This window comes from Novosphingobium sp. FSW06-99 (assembly GCF_001519065.1).
GTDB lineage: Bacteria > Pseudomonadota > Alphaproteobacteria > Sphingomonadales > Sphingomonadaceae > Novosphingobium.
The window spans coordinates 28,438-51,062 of record NZ_KQ954258.1; the positions used below are offsets into that span (position 1 = coordinate 28,438).

The following is a 22,625-nucleotide window of genomic DNA, read 5'->3' on the forward strand; positions in this document are numbered from 1 at the left end:
TCAGATCTCCAGCGCCGGATCGTCATCATCGACATCGGCCAGCGACGGTTCCTTTTTGCCTTCCGCGCCAGCCACCAGCAGGCGGAACGCCGGTACAACCACCAGCAGCAGCACGGGTGACAGCAACATGCCCCCCACCACGACCACGGCCAGCGGTTTCTGCACCTGGCTGCCGATACCGCTCGACAGCGCGGCCGGCAACAACCCGATGCAAGCCGACAGTGCGGTCATCATCAGCGGGCGCATGCGCTGTTCGGCGGCGTGCTTCATCGCTTCATAGGGGTCCAGCCCACCGGCCCGCGTCTGGTTGTAATACGTGATCAGCAGGATGCCGTTCATCACCGACACCCCGAACAGCGAGATAAACCCGATCTCGCCCGACACGCTGAGCGGCAGGCCCGCGATATAGAGCGCCAGAATGCCGCCACCCACCGCAAACGGAATGCCCGACAGCGCCAGAAAGGCATCGCCGACCGAATTGAACAGGCTGTAGAGCAGGATCACAATCAGCAGCAGACTGACCGGCACCACCACCGCAAGCCGCGCCTGCGCTTCCTTCATGTCCTGGAATTCGCCCGCCCAGATCAGACGATAGCCATTGGGCAAGTGCACATTCCTGGCAATCCGGTCCTGCGCTTCGGCCACCGCCCCGGCCAGATCGCGGCCACGCACGCTGAACTTGACCGGCAGGTACCGTTTGGTGGTTTCGTGATAGATATACGACGCGCCGGTATCGACCGAGATCGTGGCGAGTTCACGCAACGGGATATAGGCCGTCGTGCCGGCCGGGGTCTGATAGCCGACCTTGATATCGCCGATCTTTTCGATGCTGTCGCGCTGGTCCTCTTGCGCGCGCACCGTCACGTTCCACTGACGGTCGGCTTCGAGCACGGTGGTCGCCACCGCGCCGCCCATCGCCGCCTGGATCACCGTGTTCACATCGCCGGTGTTGAGGCCATAGCGCGCGGTCTTTTCACGATCGATCCTGATGTTCAGATTGGGCTGGCCGACCACGTGAAAGATGCCAAGGTCGGCAACCCCGCGCACTTTGCTCATCTGCGTCTGGATCTGCTGCGCCAGGTCTTCATCGACATTCAGATTGGGCCCGACGATCTTGACCGAATTGGCGCCCTTCACCCCCGAGATCGCTTCCTGGATATTGTCCTGGATATATTGCGAGAAGTTGAAGTTGACGCCCGGCAGTTCGCGCTTGAACGCCTTGTTGACTTCGCTGGTCAGGCTTTCCTTGGTCACGCCGGCGGGCCACTGGTCATGCGGTTTCAACGGCACGAACAGTTCGATGTTGGAAAACGGCGAGGCGTCGGTGCCGTTGTCGGGACGACCATGCTGCGACACCACCGTCACCACTTCGGGATAGCGCATCAGGATGCCACGGATCTTGCGCGTGGCTTCGGTGCCGTCCTTCAGCGTCATTGTCGGCGGCAGCGAGGCGCGGATCCAGAAATTGCCTTCCTCCAGCGCGGGCAGGAATTCGCCCCCCAACCGCGTGAACAGAAATCCGGTAATCAAGAGGAACACCACGCCGATGCCGACCGTCAGCTTGCGCCGTTCGAGCGCGAAATCGAGCATCGGGGTATAAGTCCTGCGCAGCCAGCGCACGAGGAAGGTTTCAACTTCCTCGACATGCTTTGGCAGCAGGAACGAGGCAATCACCGGCGTCACGGTAAACGTCGCCAGCAACGCCCCGGCCAGCGCAAAGGCATATGTGCGCGCCATCGGTCCGAAAATCTGGCCTTCGACCCCGGTCATCGTGAACAGCGGAATGAACGCCGCCACCGTGATCAGCGTCGAAAACATGATCGAATTGTCGATCTGGATCGCGCTCATGAAAATCATGCGGAGACGGCGGCTCCATTTGCGCTGCATCGCGCCCACCGTGCCAACGCCCCGTTCAGAGGTCGGATCACGGCCCCAGCGACCTTCCGACAATTGTTCAAGCCAGATGTCCTGCTGATCGCGGGGCGCCTCGAATATCCGGAACATGTTTTCGACCAGGATCACCGCCGAATCGACGATGATGCCGAAATCGACCGCCCCGATCGACAACAGGTTGGCATCCTGCCCCATCATCACCAGGATCATGATGCTGAACAGCAAGGCGATCGGGATGTTGAGCGAGACGATGATCGCGCTGCGCAAATCGCCCAGAAAGATCAACTGGATGATGAAAACCAGCGTACAGCCGACCAGCAGGTTTTCGATCACGGTGTGGGTGGTGATCGCCACCAGCGCGCCGCGATCGTAGTACGGCTTGATCTGCACCCCGGGCGGCAGGCTGCCGTCGGTGTTCATCGCCGTGATCATCGCCTTGATTTTGGGCAGCATCAGATTGGTGTGATGATCGCGGCCGATCACGATGATCGCGCCGACCGCGTCATCGCTCTTGTCGACACCCAGAATGCCCAGCCGTGGCACATAGCCGACGGTGACTTTGGCGACGTCCTTAATCCGCACCGGCGTCCCGTTGACTTGCGCCAGCACGACATTCTCGATGTCTTGTGTGTGATAGCCCTTGGTCAGATCATCATTGCCGCCGCTGTCGATCAGACCGACGCCGCGAATGTTGACCGATTGCTGGCCGATCGCGACTTCGCGCCCGCCGACGTTGATATTGGCATTGCCCAGCGCGCTCAGCACTTGCGGAATGGTCAGGCCATAGCTCTGCAGCTTGTGCAGATCGGTGGTCACGTCAAACTGCTTGGTGGTGCCGCCCCAACTGTTGACCTGCACCACGCCCTGGATCGTCGACAGGCGACGCAGGATCACCCAATCCTGCACCGTGCGCAGATTGGTCAGCCCGAAATGCGGCGGGCCAACCACCTGATAACGCATCACTTCGCCGGTGGCGCTCGACTGGTTGATCGACGGAATCTGTCCACCGGGCAGCGACACGCCCTGCTGCAACGCCAGCGAGGTCTGCGCAAAGGCCCAGTTGTATTCGATCCCGTATTTGAACGTGACGCGGATGAAGGTCAGGCCATAGAACGAGGTGGAGCGGATGTTGTCGATCCCCGGCGTCGCATAAAGCGCGACTTCCATCGGGGTGGTGTAATACTTCTCCATTTCCTCGGCCGAAAGGCCGCCCTGCTGCGCGGTGATTTCCAGAATCACCGGTGCGGGGTTGGGATAGGCTTCGATATTGAGCGACCGGAACGCAGCGACGCCGCTGGCCAGGAACACGAACAGCCCCAGCAGGACCATCGTACGGCGCGTGAGGACAAAGGCGAGGATCGACTTGAGCACGGCGGGCCTTTCTCAGCGAACTGAATGCCGGCAGGAAAACGAAATGGCTGGGCTGATCGCCACGGTGTCAGTCCGCATCGGGATCGGCGGCCAGCATGTTGTCGATGAACACCGCCCCCTTGGTCACCGTGCGTTCACCCGCGCGCAGGCCATCGATGATCTGGTCATAGCCATCGCGCATCAGACCGATATGGATCACCCGCTGGGTAAAATGCTTGCCATCGGTGGTGACCCAGGTGGTCATCGATCCGTCGCCTTCGCGCACCACGCCATCGGCGGGCAGCGCCAGCGCGCGCACCGACGCGCCGGTGTGCACCGCAAACGTCGCCAGCATGTTGGCGCGCAACAGATGCTGCGGATCGTTGACGGTCGAGCGCAATTGTACGGTATGCGTGGCCGGATCGACTTGCGCGCCGATCGTTTCGATCCGCCCGGTCAGCGTAACCCCCGGCAGCGCGGGCACTGTCACATCGACGGCCTGGCCCACATGGAACTTGGCGCTGTCGGTTTCGGCAGCGGTGGCGACCATCCACAAATGGCTGTTTTCCGACACGGTGAACGGCGCCGGGACGGTTCCCGGCTGCACCAGCAGGCCCGGCTGCGCGTTGCGCGCGGTGATCCGTCCGGCGATCGGGCTGCGTACCACCAGCAGGGGATCGACCTTGTGCGAAGACAGCACGGCCTCGGGCGATTTGCCGAACACCACCAATGCCTCGCGCGCGGCCTGCAACGCGGCGTTCGACTGCGCTTCGGCAGAGACGGCCACTTCGACATTCTGGTCGGAAATGCCTTGCGTGCCGTGCAGCTTGTTGGCGCGATCGAGCGCTTTGCGGTTGGCGGTCTCGGTCGCTTCGGCCGACAGCAACGCGGAACTGGCAGTCATCAGGTCAGGACTTTCGACCGTGAACAGCGGCTGCCCCTTGGCGACACTATCGCCCAATTGGACAAAGGCCTGCGCGATCTTGCCCTGATAGGGGCTGAACACCGCCACCGTGCTGTTCTGATCGAAATCGATATAACCAGGCGCCGACGTGGTCGGCGCGAAGTCGCGTTCCTCGACCGTGCCGACCGAAATCATCTTCAATTGCTCGCTGGTCAGTTCGACCGTCGGCGGCCCGGACGTGGCAGAGGCCACCACCACCGGAACTTTGTCGGCGTCCGGGCTGCCGCCACAGGCGCCGAGCCCCATGGACAGCACGCCCACCATGGCAAGATTGACAACAACAGGTGCAAACGGCCTTTTGGCAATGCGCATGAAACAGCCTCAATTCTGATCGTCATACCCGCTGCCAGCCGCGGGCCATGGCGTCTACTGTGACAATTCACATTGCCGCAACTTTGTTCGCACATGCCATATGTCGGACACCGTGACTTGTAACAGTAGGCAGCGTCCCGTAGCGCCCCTATGAGACGGTTCGGGGAATTTTCCTGAAGCTTGTACCGGTATTCCTAGCAAAGCCGGGATAGTTTGCGCACAAACCCGCGACTATCCTGCCAGATTGATGAGACTCATGCCCGTGGTGCCACGCATGCATTCCGCCAGAATCACCCTTTTGCACCGCAGCACGATTCGCGGCACCCTGATGGCCGGTGCAGTGCTGGCGATGGCCGGTTGCGCGGTTGGCCCGAACTATCACCGGCCTGCCGACACCCCGGTGGCAAAGGATTTTGCCCCCGCCCCGCTGACCGACACCACCACTGGCGTGGCCGGGCTGACCGGCGGCGATCCCGAACATTTCGTGCTCGGCCGCGACATCGCCTTTGCCTGGTGGAAGGAATTCGGATCGGCCAAGCTCGATGCGCTGGTCGACAAGGCGCTGGCCAACAACCCCAATCTGACCGCAGCCAATGCCGCGCTGAAGGCCGCGCATGAACAGACCGCCGCGCAACGCGGGTTCTTCTACCCCACCGTCGGCGCCGAATTCACCCCCAGCCGTCAGCAGGTCGCGGGCAACCTCGGCTCCAACGATCCGGGGCTGCAGGGCAATGGCAACGTGCTGACGGCGACCCCGCCGCAAAGCCTGACCTACACCTTCTACACCGCGCAACTCGGCCTGAGCTATACCCCCGACGTGTTCGGCGCCAACCGCCGCTCGGTCGAATCGCTCAAGGCGCAGGAACAGGCCACGCGCTACCAGATGGAGGCGGCCTATATCGCGCTGACCACCAATGTGGTCGCCGCCGCCTTGCAGGAAGCTTCACTCGGCGCGCAGATCAAGGCGAGCGAAGCCTATGTCGCCGCCAACCGCCGCGCGCTCGATATCCTGCAGGAACAACAGCGCCAGGGCCTGGTCATGGCTCTCGACGTGGCGCAGCAGGAATCTGCGCTCGCCGCCGCCCAGGCCACCCTGCCCCCATTGCGCAAACAACTGGAACAGACCCACGACCTGATCCGCGCGCTGGCAGGCACCCTGCCAGACGATCCGATCGACGTGCATTTCGATCTCGACAGCTTTCGCCTGCCGCACGATCTGCCGTTGAGCCTGCCCGCCAAACTGCTCGACCAGCGGCCCGACGTGCGCGCCGCCGAGGAACAATTGCATTCGGCCAGCGCCCAGGTAGGCGTCGCCACTGCCGCGCGCCTGCCGCAGTTCACCATCACCGCGGCCTATGGCGGCGCGGCGAGCGAAGTGGGGCAACTGTTCTCCACCGGCGGCCCGTTCTGGAATATCATCGGCGATGTGACGCAGACCATCTTTGATGGCGGCACGCTGCTTCACCGCAAGCATGCCGCCGACCAGTTGCTGATCCAGGCGCGCGCGCAATACAAGGCAACGGTGATCAACGCGTTCCAGAACGTGGCCGACACCTTGCAGGCAATCCACGCCGATTCTGACGGGCTGGTCGCCGCCGACTATGCCGAAAGGGCCGCGCGCAAGGCCCGCGATGTGACCAGCGACCAGTACAAGGCCGGCTACGTCAATTACCAGACGCTGCTCGCCGCCGAAGCCACCTGGCAACAATCCGTCGCCAATCTGGTGCAGGCCCGGACCAACCGGTTTGGCGATGCCGCCGCGCTCTATCTCGCGCTGGGCGGCGGCTGGTGGAACCGCACCGCCCAAGCCGACGCCGGGGCCAAAAACCCCGGCTGATCCCGCCGGGGCCGCCCCTGTTGCAAAGCGCCGGTCCCTGTCCTTTTCCAGGAGCAGGAACCGGTGCCGCGCGACCGCTTACATATGCCAGGTCAGATCGACGCCGAACGTGCGCGGCTGGTTGGTCACCACGCGGTTGTATGACGCATTGGGCAGGCCCAACTGTGCCGCGTTTTCGAGCGTGGCGCGTTTGTTCGTCAGGTTGGTGATGAACAGCGCGGCGGTCCAGCCAGCCTTGTCCTTGATCCCGGTGCGCAAGTTGACAAGGTTATAGCCTGGCAACGGCGTGTTGGCGTTGTTGACCTCACCCTGATAGCTGGCGAGCCCGACGCGCGCGCCGACATAAGTCTCGTCAACACGGAACGTAAAGCTGCGGGCATCGTCGATCGGCCGGTCGTAGGTTACATTGGCGCCGCCCGAATATTTGGGCACGTCGGGCAGCAATTGCCCGGCCGACAGGCCATGGCCCGCCTGATCGAGCGTGGCATGGGTATAGCCGATCTGGCCACCCACGCTGAGATGGTCGGTCAGCACCGCCTGCGCTTCGACTTCGCCGCCATAAATGTGCGCATCGGCCACGTTGTCGAACAGTGGGTAGCCTTCGGGCAGCAGCTCGGTCTGGATGTTCTGCCAGTCTTCGTAATAGATGCTGGAATTGATCCGCAGATGGCGATCGAACAGCTTCAGCTTTTCACCCAGTTCATAGCTCCACAGATGATCGGGACCATACGATGCCGGGGCGACCCCGTTGGCATAGCCGAACCCGACCAATGTGCTGTACATCGCCTGCTGAAAACCGGTGGCGGTGGGCGCATTCGACGACGGCAGCGGCTGGTTGCCGCCACCCGGGCGGAACCCGCGCGCAACCGTGGCATAGACCATCGCATCGGGCGTCGCCTGATACGACAAGTCGAACTTCGGATTGACGCCCGAACTTTTCTGCACGACGTGCTGGGTGATATAGCTGCCATCGGCCGTCGGCGAACCATAGCCGCCAGTCACCATGTCGAGCGTGGTGTCATAGTGATAGGCGCGCAAGCCCACCGTCACGTGCAGCTTGTCGGTCGGCGCATAGTTCACTTCACCAAACCCGGCATATTGCTTGATGCTGGTCGGTTCCGACAGGCTGAAGATGATCGGCGTCGGCGATCCGAACGCGGCCGCGTTGGGCACGTCGGTTTCCAGGTTCCAGGTCGACTGGAAACTGGCGAAATAGCCGCCGAACAGCCATTTGATCGGGCCGTTGCCGGTCGAGGTAAAGCGCAATTCCTGCGAGAACTGGTGCGACGGATCGGTTTCGAGCGCATAGATCGAGCCGGTGCCATTGGCACCATAATACGATGCGCTGTCGGTGGTCACACCAAAGCCGCCGCCGACCGAAGGCAGGTTTTCCGAATTGTCCTGGATCATCGTCGATTTACGATGCCAGTACGATGTGGCCGAGGTCACTTCGAAGGTGGGAAAGCGATAGTTGATGGTCACCGCGCCGATCGCGATTTCATCGGTATAGGGCTCTGCCACGTCGAACGGCTGATAATGCGCCAGCGTGCCCGGATCGCTGTCATAATCGCTCGGCCCGTCGGCATGGGTGCGCTGATAAAAGAACGTCGGCGTGACGGTCAGGTCGGCATCGGGTTTCCACAACAGCGCCACACGCGTGCCGATCACGTTCTGCGCGTTCGACCGCTTGTAATCCTCGGCCACCGGCGCCGCGGCAACGTTGCCGCGCGTCACGCCGCCATTGGTCGCCACCGGGAAATCGCCATCAGCCACAACGATGCGGTCGATAAAGCCCGACGTGTTCGACTGGCTGACCACCGCGCGCAGCGCCAGCGTGCTCGACAGCGGCACGTTGATCATGGCGTTTTCGGCGTGGTTGAAACCGCCGCCTTCGGTGCCCGATCCGGTCACTTCGGCGCTGGCTTCCCAGGTGCCGAGTTTGGGCTTGTTGGTGATCAGCTTAATCGTGCCGCCCATCGATGACGAACCATAGAGCGTGCCCTGCGGCCCGCGCAGCACTTCGACCTGGTTGAGATCATAGAGCGTGGGGTCGATCACCACTTTGCCGTTCTGGGCAGAGGCGGGCGAGGTGAGCGGGATATCGTCGAGATAGAACCCGACGGTCGGCGAATTGCCGCCCGACGAGGTCATCCCGCGCATTTCGAATTCGGTCTGGCCCGGCCCCATCGACTTGATCGACACGCCCGGCGTACCCGCCGCCAGATCGGCAAAGCTGGAAATGCCGCGCGCGGCCAGATCGGCACCAGAAACGGCCGAAATGCTGATCGGCGTCTTGTCGGCGCTGGTCGAACGCTTTTGCGCGGTCACCACGATTTCGCCCAGCGCATCGGCCTTTGCGGCTGGGGCGGGCGCATCGTCTGCCAGCGCGGGGGCACAATTGGCCAGGCCAACGCCGAGCGCCATGGCAAGAGCCAACCGGGCCGTGCCACCTGTCAGCATGCTGCGTGTCGTCATGTGCTGAATTTCCCTCATGATCAGGCTGGCATCGTTTGCCTGCGCCCGCGTGTTTTTGTCCCGTGCAGCGCATTTTTGCGCGGCGCCCCTGCGTCGATTGGTCATCAACTGCGCAAATCATAGGCATGTGGCAAAATCTTGGTCAAGTGCTCAATGTTGACCATGCTATCAAAGATGGCGTGGTGATCAATTTTTGTTGATCCAGATCAAGACCCGGCGTGACACCCGGGTTGGCCACCGGCATAAGCCGGAATTATCGGGCCGTGCCCTGCCCACTGATCGGAAGATACGATGTTCGAAGTCCCGACGCTGAAGATCAAGGCGAACAGCGGCGTCTATGCCACGGGGCAGGAACGGGTGGTCCAGATCCTGGAAACTGCTGTCGAGATCCTGATCCACGAAGGCATCGGCGCAGTCACCTTGCGCGAAATCGCCAGGCGCATGGGCATCCGGGGCGGCGCGATCTATCATTATTACCCCACGCGCGAGGCGCTGCTGCTCGACATGCTGTCGGGCGTGCTCAATTCGTATGAACAGTTCTTCGCCGGATTTCGCGCCCCTTCCGACGAACCGCCCGAGGCTCGCCTGCGCGCATTCATCGGCGCGCTGATCGACGACATCCTGACGCTCAAGACCACGCGCCTGTTTCCCGAAGTCTGGGCCCTGGCCGGGCGCGACGACAATGTCGCGCGGATGGTCGATGCCATCTACATCCGCTCTCGCCTGATTTCGAAGCGGTTCATTCAGGCCATCAATCCCGATCTCGACACCCGCACGCTCGAAACGCTGGCGTTGTACATCACCAGCAGCATCGAAGGGCTGACCATCTTTGCCGGACATGAAAAGCCATGGGCAAACGAAATGGCCCGGCTGAAGCACCTCGCCTGCGACACGCTCATCGCTGCGGTGAAGGCGGCTCGCCCCGATCCGGCGCCAGACCCGAATTGGCGGCCGCCAACCCTGCTCGATGCCGACAGCTATGCACAGATCATCGCGCTGGGTGATCTGGACGAAGGGTAGTGCCAGGGTGCGGCGATCCCGGACTTCCCAACATTCAATCTTTCCGCGACCGCTCGGTTCTTACCCATCCAACTGATCGGCGCCGAAAGACAAGTTGCGCATAGAGCGACATTTTGCTCAAAAAATAATGCGGCAGGGCAAGAAGCGCAGATCCGGACATATATGACCTACCGTCAATGGCCCACGCCAGGAACGTAGAAATAAAAATACCGACATTCAGTATTAAGCAAATTGCCAGCAAAATTGCTTTGTGATCATAATAAAATCGCGCCAGTGAGAATATTATATATAAATAGTTTAATGCGAGTAAAATCGAAAGTGGCGGGACGGCGAGGTGCATCCCCATCCAGAAGATTTTGAAATTTCGTCTTCGAAACCCGTCCATGACCATCGGCACAGCCAGGAGCGCCGCTGTCTTGATGAAGCCCGATTCCCATCTCGATCTTTGCACTTGCGTCCCGGCAAGCGTGCTCGCCTCTGACCAGACCGTCGCGCCTTCCTCAAAATAGGGATACTCTTCACGCTGTACAAGTTCGACACCCAGCGCAAGATCTTCGACTATATTGGGCGTCCCCAGATCCAGCGTGCTGATCAACCGCCAGGGGAACGCAACACCAGAGCCTGTCAGGATAGCGGCAGCGCCAATTCTGGCTCCACCGCGTTGGCGGACAAGGTTTTTAACAAAAAATGCGAAATTTGATATTTGAATTAATGTCGGTCCCTTCATGTCCGGCCTAAATAAATATGCCGCCTGAACAACCCGATTTAAATCAACCGCCCGATATGCGATCAGTAACAGCGAGACCATATCAATTTCACAGTCCGCATCCAATATAATCACAACATCGGGGGGCGAATCTTTCAAATGATCAACCCCGGCTGCAAGGGCAAATCCCTTGCCCCGTAGCGCGCTGTCGCGGCGCGTCACCACTTCGCATCCAGCGCTCGCCGCGACCTCGGCGGTCGCGTCGGTGCAATTGTCTGCGACCACAACAATTCTCACAGAATTTTCTTGAAGAGATTTGAGAAGATTTTCTGATCGAGAAAGCGTGTCCTGCTCATTGTGCGCCGGCATCAATATGGCAATAGACAGGTTAGCCCCTGCCAAATATTCAGAATTTTTATATTTAAATAATCCAAACACCAATTCAATCATGTAAACACAATCAATTATAGCTATATATGCAATAATAACAACATAAATTATGCTCGAAACAATTGCCACCATGATAAAAATACGCCCGCCAGAAAATCACCAATATTTATTAAATCACACTTATTTAAAACCTACATCTGCCCATTTTGATTTTTTTCGGAGGCATCACGGCAAGGCATATCCAATTGCCGATATCGCGTATTTGCAACAGGCTCCGCGGCCATGGCACGACTTGCTCACATCGTCATCCCTCATGTGCTGCACCATATCACCCAACGCGAAAGCCGACGCTTGCCGGCGTCCTTTTCCGACGCCGACCGCGCGGTCTATCTTGCTCTGCCTGCCGACTATTCTCAAGCTTCGCGCAATGTGGGGCGCAATCCGGTCCCGGCAAACCTTGACGGTGCAACACTTTGGTCCAGCCCCGCAGCCATATCGCCGACACGCGGGTTGACGGGCCAGGACATGAACGCGCCTATTGCCTGAAATTCAGCCAATTGGCGGCGATGTCGCCAAATTTCCAAGCGAGCGCGCTTACAACGCCTGCAATGCCGACATAGACCTTCTCGCGCCTCGCTGACTCCAGCCCGATAAAAGCAGCGGCACGCAATTGCTCGGTCTGAATCTTGAGCCTCGCCAACTGGTCGAGACCTTCGCTCAGCGTGGCGGGATCCGGCTCGGCAAGACCGTTGCCCCGCGCGAAGCCGGCATGCCCGCTGCAGTCAGCCAAGACCGCCTCAGCATTCGGCTTGGACATGATGCACATTAAAAAGGTAAAAGCGCATCCCAACGCGCCTCCGCGGCCCCCATATGCCGCATTCCCCCAGCAACCCGCATAAACAATCCCGATCAGGGACAGGGCGAGCGCAATGATCATTGTTATAAAAAGGCGCATTTCAGTGGCCGATTGCGTTCCTCGGCCGTTATATTTGCCCTTCCTGTCCTGATCGTAGTGCCACTTGATGGCAAAGAACATACCCGTGAACAGCACGATCGATTTAAATACAATGAATACTATCGGAACCCATTCCATGACCGAACCTTCAAAATAAATATCGCTATCTTATTGAAAATAAATATTCTTACCGAATTTTGCATAGCGCCATCATTCGCGATGGATCAATTCACGCGACATACCCGGTCACCTTTCAAGGTGCCTGAGGGCTTGCCAGAGCTGGCAAATGATGGAGGGCCCCGGGCCTCGATGTCGTGGGACAGGGCTCCAGGCTTGCATCGTGACGCTCCAACCGGATTTGCCGACTCAATCGCAGGCAGGATCCTTGATTCCGACCGCCCCATATGCCCGAATTTGCATGCATGCAATACACCCTGCAATTTGCAATTATGCATTGATGCAAATCGACGCATATTAAGAATTCGGAGCCTCGAGGGGTTACGGGCATCAACCCATGCATCGCTTCCTTGCGATCAACCCGATTGCCGTCAGGATCGCAGAGGCACATTGAGTCACCTGCGCCCTTTGCCCGGCAACGACCCTGGGCGGGCACTCCATTTCGATGCGGATGCAGACTTCGGCGGCGTTGCCGCTGCTGCGGCATGCGCTCTATGGAACGGACAACTGCGTGCCGGCCCACATCAAGCGCAGCTTCGCGCTCCAGACATGGGCAAGAAAATCGCCGAAACCAAAGGCTCAAAAGCCGCCTGGTCGCAGGCATCCTGCCCGCGCATTACCGGCACAGTTCATGCCGGTTCCTGAACCTGGAAAAATGGTGCACCCGACAGGATTCGAACCTGTGACCCCTGCCTTCGGAGGGCAGTACTCTATCCAGCTGAGCTACGGGTGCGCGTCAGGGGGCGGCAGTTAGCAGCAAATATCGCACCGTGCCAGCCCTTTTGCCCTGCCCCCTGCATGCCGCACCGATGGGCGCGCGGATCGCTTTGAGGTGCTTGGCTTGTTTCTGATTTGTTCCTATGGTGCAGCATGTTCGAGTCGTCCTGCGCCGCGCCATCTGCCCTTGAAACCCCCGCCGACACGCGCGAGGCGCTGGCGGTGGCGCGCGGGATTGCGCGGCTGTTTGCGCGCAACGACATCTGGTGCCTGCCGGAAATGCCGTTGAAAGGCGGGCGGCGGGCCGATCTGATGGGAATCGATGCCAAGGGCCAGGTGATCATTGTCGAAATCAAGGTCAGTCGCGCCGATCTGCTGGGCGATGCCAAATGGCCCGATTATCTTGACCATTGCGACCGGTTTTTCTGGGGCCTGGCCCCGCATCTCGACCGCGCGGTGATGGAAACCGTGCCGTTCCGGCCCGACACGTGCGGGATTATCGTCGCCGACGGCTATGATGCAGAAATCCTGCGCCCGGCGCCACTGCTGCCGCTGGCCGCGGCACGGCGCAAAGTCGAAGTGGAGCGACTGGCCCGCGCCGCACTGCGCCGACAGGTCGTCGCCGCCGACCCGGCCTGCGCCCCGCGCGGGGATTTGTGACTGGCTGGGCGACGCTGACCGGCGCCCAATTGCTGCTTCGCACAATTTCCTTGCAATAAAGGCGATTGCGCGCTAGGGGCCGCCTCGCAAGGACGGCGACAGAGCATTTTGTCGCAAGCCCGGGCAGCGTGAGATCCGCCGAACTGACATGGTGCCGACAAATATGGCGCCAGCACAATGGTCATGATCCGCCCCGGCTGAGCGTTCGTGCTGCTGCTTCCCTTTCACGCATGGGTCGCCCTATCGACCCCTTATGTCGGTGGCGGCCCCCCTGATGGCACGCTACCGGCGCTTTCTTGCGAAGGTTTCATTTCATCATGTCGTATTTTTCCGATCTCGGCCTGGCCGAGCCTATTCTGCGTGCACTGGCCACCAAGGGCTATACCGATCCCACCCCGATCCAGCGCCAGGCTATCCCTGCGCTGATGGAAGGGCGCGATCTGCTGGGGATTGCCCAGACCGGCACCGGCAAGACCGCCGCGTTCGCGCTGCCCTCGCTGCACCGCCTGGCCGCCGAGGCCACCCCGCGCAAACCCGCCGCGTGCCGCATGCTGGTGCTGTCGCCCACGCGCGAACTGGCGGCACAGATTGCCGACAACATGAAGGGCTATGCCAAGAACCTCAATCTGTTCGTCGATTGCGTGTTCGGCGGCGTGCCGATCGCCAAGCAGGCGCGGCGCCTGGTCGGCGGCACCGATGTACTGGTGGCCACCCCCGGCCGTCTGCTCGATCTGATCGACAACCGCGCGCTGACCTTGCGCCACGTCGAAATCTTCGTGCTCGATGAAGCCGACCAGATGATGGACCTGGGCTTTATCCACGCGCTCAAGCGCGTTGCCGCGATGCTGCCGGCCAAGCGCCAGAGCCTGTTCTTTTCGGCAACGATGCCCAAATCGATCGAAGACCTTGGCCGCCAGTTCATCCAGAACCCGGTCAAAGTCGAAGTCGCGCCGCAGGCCAGCACCGCCGAACGCGTCGAACAATATGTCACGTTCATCAACCAGGCTGAAAAGCAGGCGCTGCTGTCGTTGCGCATCCGCGCGCTGATCGCCGACAAGTCGCTCGACCGCAGCCTGGTGTTCACCCGCACCAAGCATGGCGCCGACCGGGTTGCCCGCCATCTCGAAGCCGCCGGCATCCCGGCGCGCGCGATCCACGGCAACAAGAGCCAGGCCCAGCGCACCGCCGCGCTCGAAGCGTTCCGCCAGGGCGCCTGCCCGGTGCTGGTGGCCACCGACATCGCCGCGCGCGGCATTGATGTCGCGGGCGTCAGCCACGTGTTCAATTTCGAACTGCCCAACGTGGCCGAACAATATGTCCATCGCATCGGCCGCACCGCGCGCGCCGGGGCCGATGGCGCCGCGATCAGCCTGTGTGCGCCCGACGAAAAAGCCTATCTGCGCGACATCGAAAAGCTGACCGGGGTCAAGCTGATGCCGATCCCGCTGCCCGCCGATTTCCAGGCCGAAGCCTCGAAACTGCCCAAGCCCGCGCACAAGCCCAACGATGACGAAGATCATCGCGGTGGCCATGCCCGCAACGGGCGTGGCGGCGGACGTGGCCAGCCGCAAGGCCAGCGCAACGGCGGCGGCGGCGATCGTGCCGCCGACGGCCAGCCCAAGCGCCGGTTCATCCCGCGCGGCGGTCCGGGCGTCGGCCAGCACCGCAACAAGGTCAGCCGGGTCTCTTAACCGACGATCTGCCCGTCCGGCACCTGTGCAGCGCGGCACTGGCTTGGCATAAGGCCCCGCATGATGGTTCTGCTGTATTCCGCGCTGGCGATGACGCTGATTGTCGCTGTGCGCTATGTCATGGTCAGCGGACTGTTTGCCTGGCTGACCGGGCGGGTACGGCCCGGTCATTATGCCGGGCTGGGCCGCCAGATCCGCATGGAACTGGGCTGGAGCCTGGTATCATGCGCGATCTATGGCGTGCCGGCGGGCGTGATCGCGTGGGGCTGGCAGGCCCATGGCTGGACCTTGATCTACAGCGATCCCAAGGCGTGGCCGCTATGGTGGATGCCGGTTTCGCTGGTGGTTTATCTGGCGCTGCATGACACGTGGTTCTATTGGACGCACCGCTGGATGCATCGCCCGGCGGTGTTTCGCCGCATCCACGCCGTACACCATGCCAGCCGCCCGCCGACGGCCTGGGCGGCGATGAATTTTCATCCTGTCGAGGCGGCGATTGTCGGCCTGTTCATCCCCGCGCTGGTGTTCGTTGTGCCGATCCAGGCCGGGGTACTGGCAACCGTGCTGGTGATCATGACGGTGATGGGGGTGACCAACCACATGGGCTGGGAAATGTTCCCGCGCGCGCTGGTGCATTCGCGCGCCGGTCAATGGCTGATCACCGCCAGCCACCATTCACGCCATCACGAACAGTACAAGTGCAATTACGGGCTCTATTTTCGGGTGTGGGACCATGTGTGCCGCACCGATCGCGGGATTTCGACACCATGATCGTGCGGCGGATGCTTGTGGCCGGGCTGATCCTGGCGCCCCAGACACTGCTGGCCAGCCCCACCGTCGATCCGCTGGGCGGGTCGACCGTGACGGTCGATATTGCCGCCTTGCGCAACACCCGGGGCCTGATCCGCGCGTGCCTGACGACCAGGGCCGCGACGTTCCCCGAATGCGACAAGGACCCGCAATCGCTGCGCATGACGGTGCCTGCGCAAGACGGACCGGTACTGGTGTTCCGCCACGTTCCGCCCGGCACTTATGCGGTGTCGCTGTTCCACGATGAAAATGCCAATGGCCGCCTCGACAAGACGATGGGCATTCCCAACGAAGGCTATGGCTTTTCGCGCGACGCCCCGATCCGCTGGGGCCCACCCAGTTTCAGCACGGCGCAAGTGGCGGTGGGCACCGCCGACATGACCCTGAAAATCACGGTGCGCTACATCCTGTGACAGCCTCGTTCACGCGCGATATCCCCGGACCGGGCGGTGCACTGGCACCCTTCCGCTATCCGGTGTTCCGCGCGATCTGGACCGCCAACCTGCTGTCGAGCGTGGGCTCGATCATGCAATCGGTGGCGGCGGCCTGGCTGATGACCGAATTGACCACGCGCCATCTGCTGGTCGCGCTGGTGCAGGCCTCGGCCACGATCCCGATCCTGCTGCTGGGCGTGGTGGCGGGCGCGATTGCCGACAGTTATGACCGGCGCCTGGTCATGCTGTGGGCGCAAGGCCTGATGCTGGTGGTGTCGGCGGTGCTGTCGGCGCTGGGCTTTCTGGGCGCGATTACCCCAGTCAGCCTGTTGCTGCTGACGCTGATGGTGGGCATGGGCACCGCGCTCAATGCCCCGGCGTGGCAGGCCAGCGTGCGCCTGCAGGTTGATCGGCAGGATTTGCCGCAGGCGGTTTCGCTCAACGCCATTGCCAACAATCTGGCGCGCAGCCTGGGGCCAGCATTGGGCGGACTGGTGATCTCGATCTGGAGCGTGAATGCCGCCTTTGCGCTCAACGCGATCAGCTATCTGGCGATGATCGTGGTTCTGGCCCGCTGGCGCCCCGATGTTGTGCCGCCCGAACGCATGCCGATCGGATCGGCCATTCTGACCGGCATCCGGTTCTGCGTCCAATCGGGCCCGATCGCGCGCGTGTTGTGGCGCGGTGCGCTGTTCGGCGTCGGCGCGGCGGGGCTTCAGGCGCTGTTGCCGGTGGTGGTGCGCGAACAGCTTCATGGCGACCAGATCGGCTATGGCCTGGAAGTCGGCGCGTTCGGGATCGGATCGGTGCTGTGCGCGCTGGTGGTCAGCCGATTGCGCCGCCGCCACGGCAGCGAAGCCGTGGTCGGGGTCAGCACGCTGGCCTATATCGGCGCTCTGGTGCTGTTGTCGGTGTCGCACACGCCCGGTCCGGCGATGATCGCCGCGCTGTTTGCCGGGGCCGGCTGGGTCGCGCTGATGACCAGCCTGAACGTGGCGATCCAGATGCGCGCGCCCGAGGCCATTCTGGCGCGGTGCCTGTCGCTGTATCAGGCGGTGGCCTTTGGCGGCATGGCGCTGGGCGCGTGGCTGTGGGGATCGCTGGCCGACCGGTTCGGGCTGGTTGTGTCGGTGCGCCTGGCCGCAGTGTGGCTGACGCTGACGCTGTTGATGCGATTGTTTGCGCCGATGCCCACGCGCGATGAAGGGCGCATCGATCTGGAGGAAACCCCTGCATGAACCTGTCTGACACCCCTGCCCCGCTCCGCTCGGTGCTGTATATGCCGGCCTCGAACGCGCGCGCGATGGCCAAGGCGCGCACGCTGCCGTGCGATGCGGTGGCACTCGATCTGGAAGATGCCGTCGCGCCCGAGGCCAAGGCCGGCGCGCGGGCCGCGCTGATCGAGGAAGCCTGTGCCGGCGGGTTCGGCCACCGCCGCCTGATCGCGCGGATCAACGCGCTGTCCACCCCATGGGGCGGCGAGGATCTGGCCGCGCTGGCCGGTGCGCCGATCGATGCGCTGCTGGTGCCCAAGATTGACAGCGAATGTGACGTGATCGCGCTGTCCGAGGCGATGGATGCGGCGGGCTATCCCGCGCCTGTGCCGTTGTGGGTGATGATCGAAACCCCGCGCGCGGTGCTGGCAATCGAACGCATTGCCGCCACGGCCGCGACCACCCGGCTGGGCGGGTTTGTGCTGGGGCTCAACGATCTGGCCAAGGATACCGGCATGGTGCAGGCGCCGGGCCGTGCGGTGTTTCTGCCGGTGCTGGTGCAGGTCGTGCTGGCGGCACGCGCCCATGGCCTGATCCTGCTCGACGGGGTGTGCAACGCGATCGACGATCCGGCGCGGATCGAGGGCGAATGCACACAGGCGCGCGACCTGGGGTTTGATGGCAAGACGCTGATCCACCCCGCGCAGATCGATATCGCCAATCGCGTGTTTGCCCCCGATACGGCCCAGATCGACGAAGCCCGCGCCATCGTCGCTGCATTTGCCGACCCGGCCAACGTCGGCAAGGGCGCGCTGAAAGTCGGCGGAAAGATGGCCGAACTGCTCCACCGCGATATCGCCGCAAATCTGCTCGCCAGGGCCGAGGCGATCGCGGCACGCGAAAATCAGGGCGCTACCGATCAAACCCCGGCGATATAGGCAAAGCGGAACACGAACAACGCGGCGAGCACGAACAGCAACGCGTTTTCGCGGGTGAATTCGCGGCGCAGCGCCTTGATCAGCGCGTGGGCGGTGATGCCGAAGGCCAGCCCGTTGGCGATCGAAAACGTCAGCGGGATCATCACCAGCGCCAGGAACGCGGGGATCGCTTCTTCCGCGCTGTTCCAGTCGATTTCGACCAGCGGCGCCATCATCAGCGCGCCGACCACGATCAGCGCGGGCGCGGTGGCGGCCAGCGGAACGAGCTGCGCATAAGGCGCGAACGGCAAGGCGACGAGGAACAGCAGCCCGGTCACCACCGCGGTCAGTCCGCTGCGCCCGCCGACTTCGACCCCGGTCGCGCTTTCGACATAGCTGGTGACCGTGGTGGTGCCCAACAGCGCGCCGATCATCGAGGCGATCGAATCCGCATAGAGCATGCGGTTGAGCCCAGGAATTTCTCCATCGGGGCGCACCAGCCCCGCCTTGCGGGTGACCGCGACCAGCGTGCCGATGTTTTCGAACAAGTCGACAAACAGGAACACGAACACCACTTCGAGCACGCCCCAGCCGTGGCCGAACAGGCGCCAGGCCCAGGCCGGATCGAGCGCGAGGAAGGTCGATCCCATATCGGCCCAGCCCTGGTGCATCGGCGCGACCGGGGCCATGCCGACGGCAATGCCGATCACCGTGGTGATCAGGATCGAAATCAGGATCGCACCGCGCACCCCCAGCAGCGTCAACGCCATGATCGCCGCCAGCCCGACAAAGCTGAGAAGCGGTCCGGGCGCGGTCATCTTGCCCAGCGCGACGATGGTGTCGGGATTGGCGACCACGATCCCCGCGTTCTTGAACCCGATCAGCGCGATGAACAGGCCAATGCCGGCCGCCACCGCCGCCAGCAGGTGGTGCGGGATCACCGACATCACCATCTGCCGCACGCCCAGCCGGGTCAGGATCAGAAAGAACAGCCCCGACAGAAACACGCAGACCAGACCCACCTGCCACGGCAGATGCATCTGCTGCACCACGGTAAAGCTGAAATAGGCGTTGAGCCCCATGCCCGGCGCCATCGCCACCGGTGCATCGGCCAGAAACCCCATCAACAGGCATGCCAGCAGCGAACCGATGCAAGTGGCCGTCGCTACCCCGGCGATCGGCATGCCCGCCAGCCCCAGGATCGCCGGATTGACCACCACGACATAGGCCATGGTGAAAAAGGTGGTGAACCCGGCCAGCACTTCGGTGCGCACATCGCTGCCGCGCGCACGAAAGGCAAAGCGGCGGTCAAGCCAGCCGGGGGTGGCGACGGGGGCGGCAAGCGTGGACATCGGGATCAACTTTATAGGGTGAGCGGGATTTGGCAAAGAGCGGGCACCCACTCACCGCGTCACGCCCGCGCAAGCGGGCGTGACGCGGGTTGGACCGTTAGAAACGGTATTCGGCCGAAACGATCAGGCGCCGGGGCGGTTCGTATTGCCGCGTCACTTCGCCCCCGAACTGGTTGGTAAACTGGCCCAGCACTGCGCCATTGTTGAAGACGTTTTTCAACGAGGCAGAGAACGTCAGGTTGGGATCTTCGGGCTTGTACCGCAGCGACAGGTTCCACAGCACATAGCCCGGCGTCAGATAGACGTGCACGCCGTCGATCACTTTGTCGCCATAGGCGGCGTTGACATAGCTGTGGCGATATTCGCCCTGCACCGCCGTGGTCAGCGCCGATCGCCCGCCCAGCGACAATGTCTGGCTAAGCGTGCCGGTCGCGGTGACCGACGGCAAGTTGGGCGCCGGGTTGCCATAAACATCGTAATAGGCGGATTCGCGCGCCGCGACGTCCTGGGCGATGCACGGCGTGGTGCTGAGACCAGGCAACGCGCAGTTCAGCCCGGCGGGGTTGCTGGCAAAGATCTGCTTGTCGATGTTGTAGCCGGTGATGTTGTCGAGCAGCGAATAGTGCGCGGTCATCTTGCTGCCTTCGACCGTCGCATTGCCGTCGAAACGGAACCCGGCCGGCAGGATCGCATTGGCTTCGGCTTCCAGGCCATAGACATGCAGCGCGGGGATATTGGCCACCCCGCCCTGGAACGCCAGCGCGTCTTCGCCTTCGAATTGCAACGAATCGTAGAAATAGTAGAACCCGGCCAGATTGAGCCGCAGCTTGCCGTCCAACTGCGTGGTCTTGACCCCCAGTTCCCACGCCTTGATCCGCTCTGGCTGGTAGGTATAGCCCAGCACTACCGGATTGGCCGAGATGTTGCCGCCGCCCGGCTTGAACCCCGTCGACCAACTGCCATAGGCCATCGTGCGCGCGGCCAGATCGTATTCCACCCCGACTTTGCCGGTCCATGCGGTGTTGGTCTGCGCCACGAACACCGGCGATCCGGCATAGTCGACAATATCGGTGGTGTTGGAATCGTGGGTATAACGCGCCCCGCCGGTCAGCCGCAGGCGCGATGTCAGGTGCAGCGTGGCCTGGCCATAGCCCGACCACGAATGGCGCGTCAGGTACGAGATCGAATAGAAATAGGGGTAATAGAAATTGCCGTCGCCACCGACAAAACCCAGATCGTTGGGATTGGTGACTTGCGGGTTGAGCTGGTTGAGCAGCGACGTCGGATCACCGGGCGTGGGGTACATGTTGGTAGCATACTGATCATAGCCGACGCGATAGTTCGACGCCAGGTAGAACGCCCCCAGGATCCAGTCGACCGTCTGCCCGCCGGGCGAGGCAAGATCGACTTCCGCCGTCTTGGCCGCCGAGCGGTGATAGAAATACTGCAGATCGTGAACGGTGTTATAGCTGTTCGCCGGGTTCGACGGATCGGTATAGCCATAGACCGCGATCGAGGTGGGCAGGTCAAGCCCGTCTTCGTTGACCGACCCGTTCTGGCGCACCATCTGCCAACTGGTCAGCACTTTCAGCTTGGCAAAGCCGAAGTCATAATTGCCCGTCGCGCTGACCAGATCGTTGTCGTATTGCAGCTTGCCCGGCCAGTCCGAAGTTTCTTGCCACGGATTGGGGTTGGGATCGAAGATGTTCTTGCCTTCAGTCTCGTTGTTGCGCGCGCGGGCATATTCGGCGCGCAGTTCCAGGCTGAACTTGTCATCGGGCTGAAACAGCACGGTAATCCGGCCATGCAGGCTGTTTTCATTCGACAACTGGTAATCGCCGCTGGTGCCGGGCACCTCGGTCGCCTTGGCATAGCCGTCGTGATGGGTGCCCTGCGCGGCGATGCGGATGGCCAGCGTGTCACCCACCGGCAGGTTGATCGCGCCTTCGAAACTGGCCAGCGCAAACATGCCGGCATCGGCGTGGATATAGCCGGTGGTCTGCCCCAGCTTGGGCTGCACGGTCACCAGATTGACCGTGCCGCCGGTCGAATTCTGGCCAAACACCGTGCCTTGCGGCCCGCGCACCACTTCGATGTGATCGACATCGAGGAAATTGGTGTTCAGCGCGACCGGATTGGCAATGTAGATGCCATCGACATGGTACGAGATCGACGGTTGCGCGCTGTCGTTCTGCGGCACGTTGAAGCCGATGCCGCGAATGGCCAGATTGCGTTCATAGCCTTCGGACGTCGACACCACGAGGCCGGGCACCAACCCGTTGAGATCGACCGCATCGGCGACCGCATTGGCCTTGAGCAAATCGGCCGGCAGCGCAGTGATCGACAGCGGCGTGCGCTGCACGTTGGATTCGCGCTTTTGCGCGGTCACCACGATATCAGTGATCGGCGCGGCAGTCGTTTCGACAGGCGTGGCCGGCGCTTCGGCGGCGAGCGCGGGCCCTGCCGCCAGCCCCAGCATCACGGCCAGCACCGATGTCTGCGGCCGGAAAAACGGCGTCCGGCCGTTGCGATCCGAAATTGTCATGATTTCTCCCTGTTATGCCATCCGGGCCCGACCTGCCCGTGTGCCCCCGCGCACAAACTCGTGGCCCCCTCGGCCGTACCTGCGTGCTTTCCCTCGTGATCGGACCCTAGCGTTCACCCATGCATCGTGCCAACGCCATTTTTCGCGTTTGCGAAACGAAAAAAACGGACAGGTGCATTTGTGGCACGGTTTGCGCGCACAATTGC

General features: G+C 62.1%; 15 protein-coding genes and 1 tRNA gene. 8 read left to right on the forward strand and 8 right to left on the reverse strand.

The genetic code is table 11. The annotated features are described in order from the left end of the window. Both AQZ49_RS14045 and AQZ49_RS14050 read right to left on the reverse strand, forming a co-directional pair. Window positions 1-3,264: an efflux RND transporter permease subunit gene (locus tag AQZ49_RS14045; RefSeq protein ID WP_067616742.1), complete on the reverse strand. Its 3,264-nt coding sequence runs from the start codon at window positions 3,262-3,264 to the stop codon at window positions 1-3. Between the two features lie 67 nt (window positions 3,265-3,331). Further along, window positions 3,332-4,519 (reverse strand): efflux RND transporter periplasmic adaptor subunit, encoded by a 1,188-nt coding sequence (locus tag AQZ49_RS14050; protein ID WP_067616744.1) that lies wholly within the window; start codon window positions 4,517-4,519, stop codon window positions 3,332-3,334. A gap of 274 nt (window positions 4,520-4,793) precedes the next feature. Here AQZ49_RS14050 and AQZ49_RS14055 point away from each other — a divergent pair, with 274 nt between their 5' ends. Further along, on the forward strand, window positions 4,794-6,356 hold the full coding sequence (locus AQZ49_RS14055; protein ID WP_082701790.1) for an efflux transporter outer membrane subunit: 1,563 nt from the start codon (window positions 4,794-4,796) through the stop codon (window positions 6,354-6,356). A 78-nt stretch (window positions 6,357-6,434) separates the two neighbouring features. On the opposite strand, the gene AQZ49_RS14060 is transcribed toward AQZ49_RS14055, so the two are convergent. Continuing rightward, entirely contained in the window at window positions 6,435-8,831 is a 2,397-nt protein-coding gene (locus AQZ49_RS14060; RefSeq protein ID WP_197411047.1) for a TonB-dependent receptor, read from the reverse strand. A gap of 291 nt (window positions 8,832-9,122) precedes the next feature. On the opposite strand from AQZ49_RS14060, the gene AQZ49_RS14065 reads away from it, so the two are divergent. Then, on the forward strand, window positions 9,123-9,851 hold the full coding sequence (locus AQZ49_RS14065; RefSeq protein ID WP_067616748.1) for a TetR/AcrR family transcriptional regulator: 729 nt from the start codon (window positions 9,123-9,125) through the stop codon (window positions 9,849-9,851). Between the two features lie 34 nt (window positions 9,852-9,885). Here AQZ49_RS14065 and AQZ49_RS14070 read toward each other — a convergent pair whose 3' ends face one another. From AQZ49_RS14070 to AQZ49_RS14080, 3 genes are all read right to left on the reverse strand, one after another. Beyond that, window positions 9,886-11,007: a glycosyltransferase family 2 protein gene (locus tag AQZ49_RS14070; RefSeq protein ID WP_067616750.1), complete on the reverse strand. Its 1,122-nt coding sequence runs from the start codon at window positions 11,005-11,007 to the stop codon at window positions 9,886-9,888. Between the two features lie 475 nt (window positions 11,008-11,482). Continuing rightward, entirely contained in the window at window positions 11,483-12,040 is a 558-nt protein-coding gene (locus tag AQZ49_RS14075) for a hypothetical protein (RefSeq protein WP_067616752.1), read from the reverse strand. 695 nt (window positions 12,041-12,735) lie between these two features. Then, window positions 12,736-12,812 (reverse strand) — tRNA-Arg (locus AQZ49_RS14080). A gap of 137 nt (window positions 12,813-12,949) precedes the next feature. On the opposite strand from AQZ49_RS14080, the gene AQZ49_RS14085 reads away from it, so the two are divergent. The 6 genes from AQZ49_RS14085 (at window position 12,950) to AQZ49_RS14110 (ending at window position 18,543) form a co-directional block, all read left to right on the forward strand. After that, window positions 12,950-13,456, forward strand: coding sequence for an MmcB family DNA repair protein (locus tag AQZ49_RS14085; protein ID WP_067616754.1), 507 nt, complete (start codon window positions 12,950-12,952; stop codon window positions 13,454-13,456). A gap of 317 nt (window positions 13,457-13,773) precedes the next feature. Then, the gene (locus tag AQZ49_RS14090; RefSeq protein ID WP_067616756.1) at window positions 13,774-15,147 is read left to right on the forward strand and encodes a DEAD/DEAH box helicase; all 1,374 of its coding nucleotides are present in this window, start codon (window positions 13,774-13,776) and stop codon (window positions 15,145-15,147) included. A gap of 60 nt (window positions 15,148-15,207) precedes the next feature. Beyond that, window positions 15,208-15,918: a sterol desaturase family protein gene (locus AQZ49_RS14095; RefSeq protein ID WP_067616758.1), complete on the forward strand. Its 711-nt coding sequence runs from the start codon at window positions 15,208-15,210 to the stop codon at window positions 15,916-15,918. Next, window positions 15,915-16,370 carry a DUF2141 domain-containing protein gene (locus AQZ49_RS14100; RefSeq protein ID WP_231739239.1) on the forward strand — a complete coding sequence of 152 codons (456 nt, stop codon included), beginning with the start codon at window positions 15,915-15,917 and terminating at the stop codon, window positions 16,368-16,370. Before AQZ49_RS14095 ends, AQZ49_RS14100 begins: the two co-directional genes overlap by 4 nt. Next, on the forward strand, window positions 16,367-17,629 hold the full coding sequence (locus AQZ49_RS14105; RefSeq protein ID WP_067616760.1) for an MFS transporter: 1,263 nt from the start codon (window positions 16,367-16,369) through the stop codon (window positions 17,627-17,629). Before AQZ49_RS14100 ends, AQZ49_RS14105 begins: the two co-directional genes overlap by 4 nt. Next, window positions 17,626-18,543 carry an HpcH/HpaI aldolase/citrate lyase family protein gene (locus AQZ49_RS14110; RefSeq protein WP_067616762.1) on the forward strand — a complete coding sequence of 306 codons (918 nt, stop codon included), beginning with the start codon at window positions 17,626-17,628 and terminating at the stop codon, window positions 18,541-18,543. Before AQZ49_RS14105 ends, AQZ49_RS14110 begins: the two co-directional genes overlap by 4 nt. Here AQZ49_RS14110 and AQZ49_RS14115 read toward each other — a convergent pair. Both AQZ49_RS14115 and AQZ49_RS14120 read right to left on the reverse strand, forming a co-directional pair. Continuing rightward, window positions 18,525-19,874 carry an NCS2 family permease gene (locus tag AQZ49_RS14115; RefSeq protein WP_067616764.1) on the reverse strand — a complete coding sequence of 450 codons (1,350 nt, stop codon included), beginning with the start codon at window positions 19,872-19,874 and terminating at the stop codon, window positions 18,525-18,527. The two genes, AQZ49_RS14110 and AQZ49_RS14115, sit on opposite strands and share 19 nt — an antisense overlap. 97 nt (window positions 19,875-19,971) lie before the next feature. Then, complete coding sequence (locus AQZ49_RS14120) at window positions 19,972-22,419, reverse strand: TonB-dependent receptor (protein ID WP_067616766.1); 2,448 nt, start codon at window positions 22,417-22,419, stop codon at window positions 19,972-19,974. Window positions 22,420-22,625: the final 206 nt, after the last annotated feature.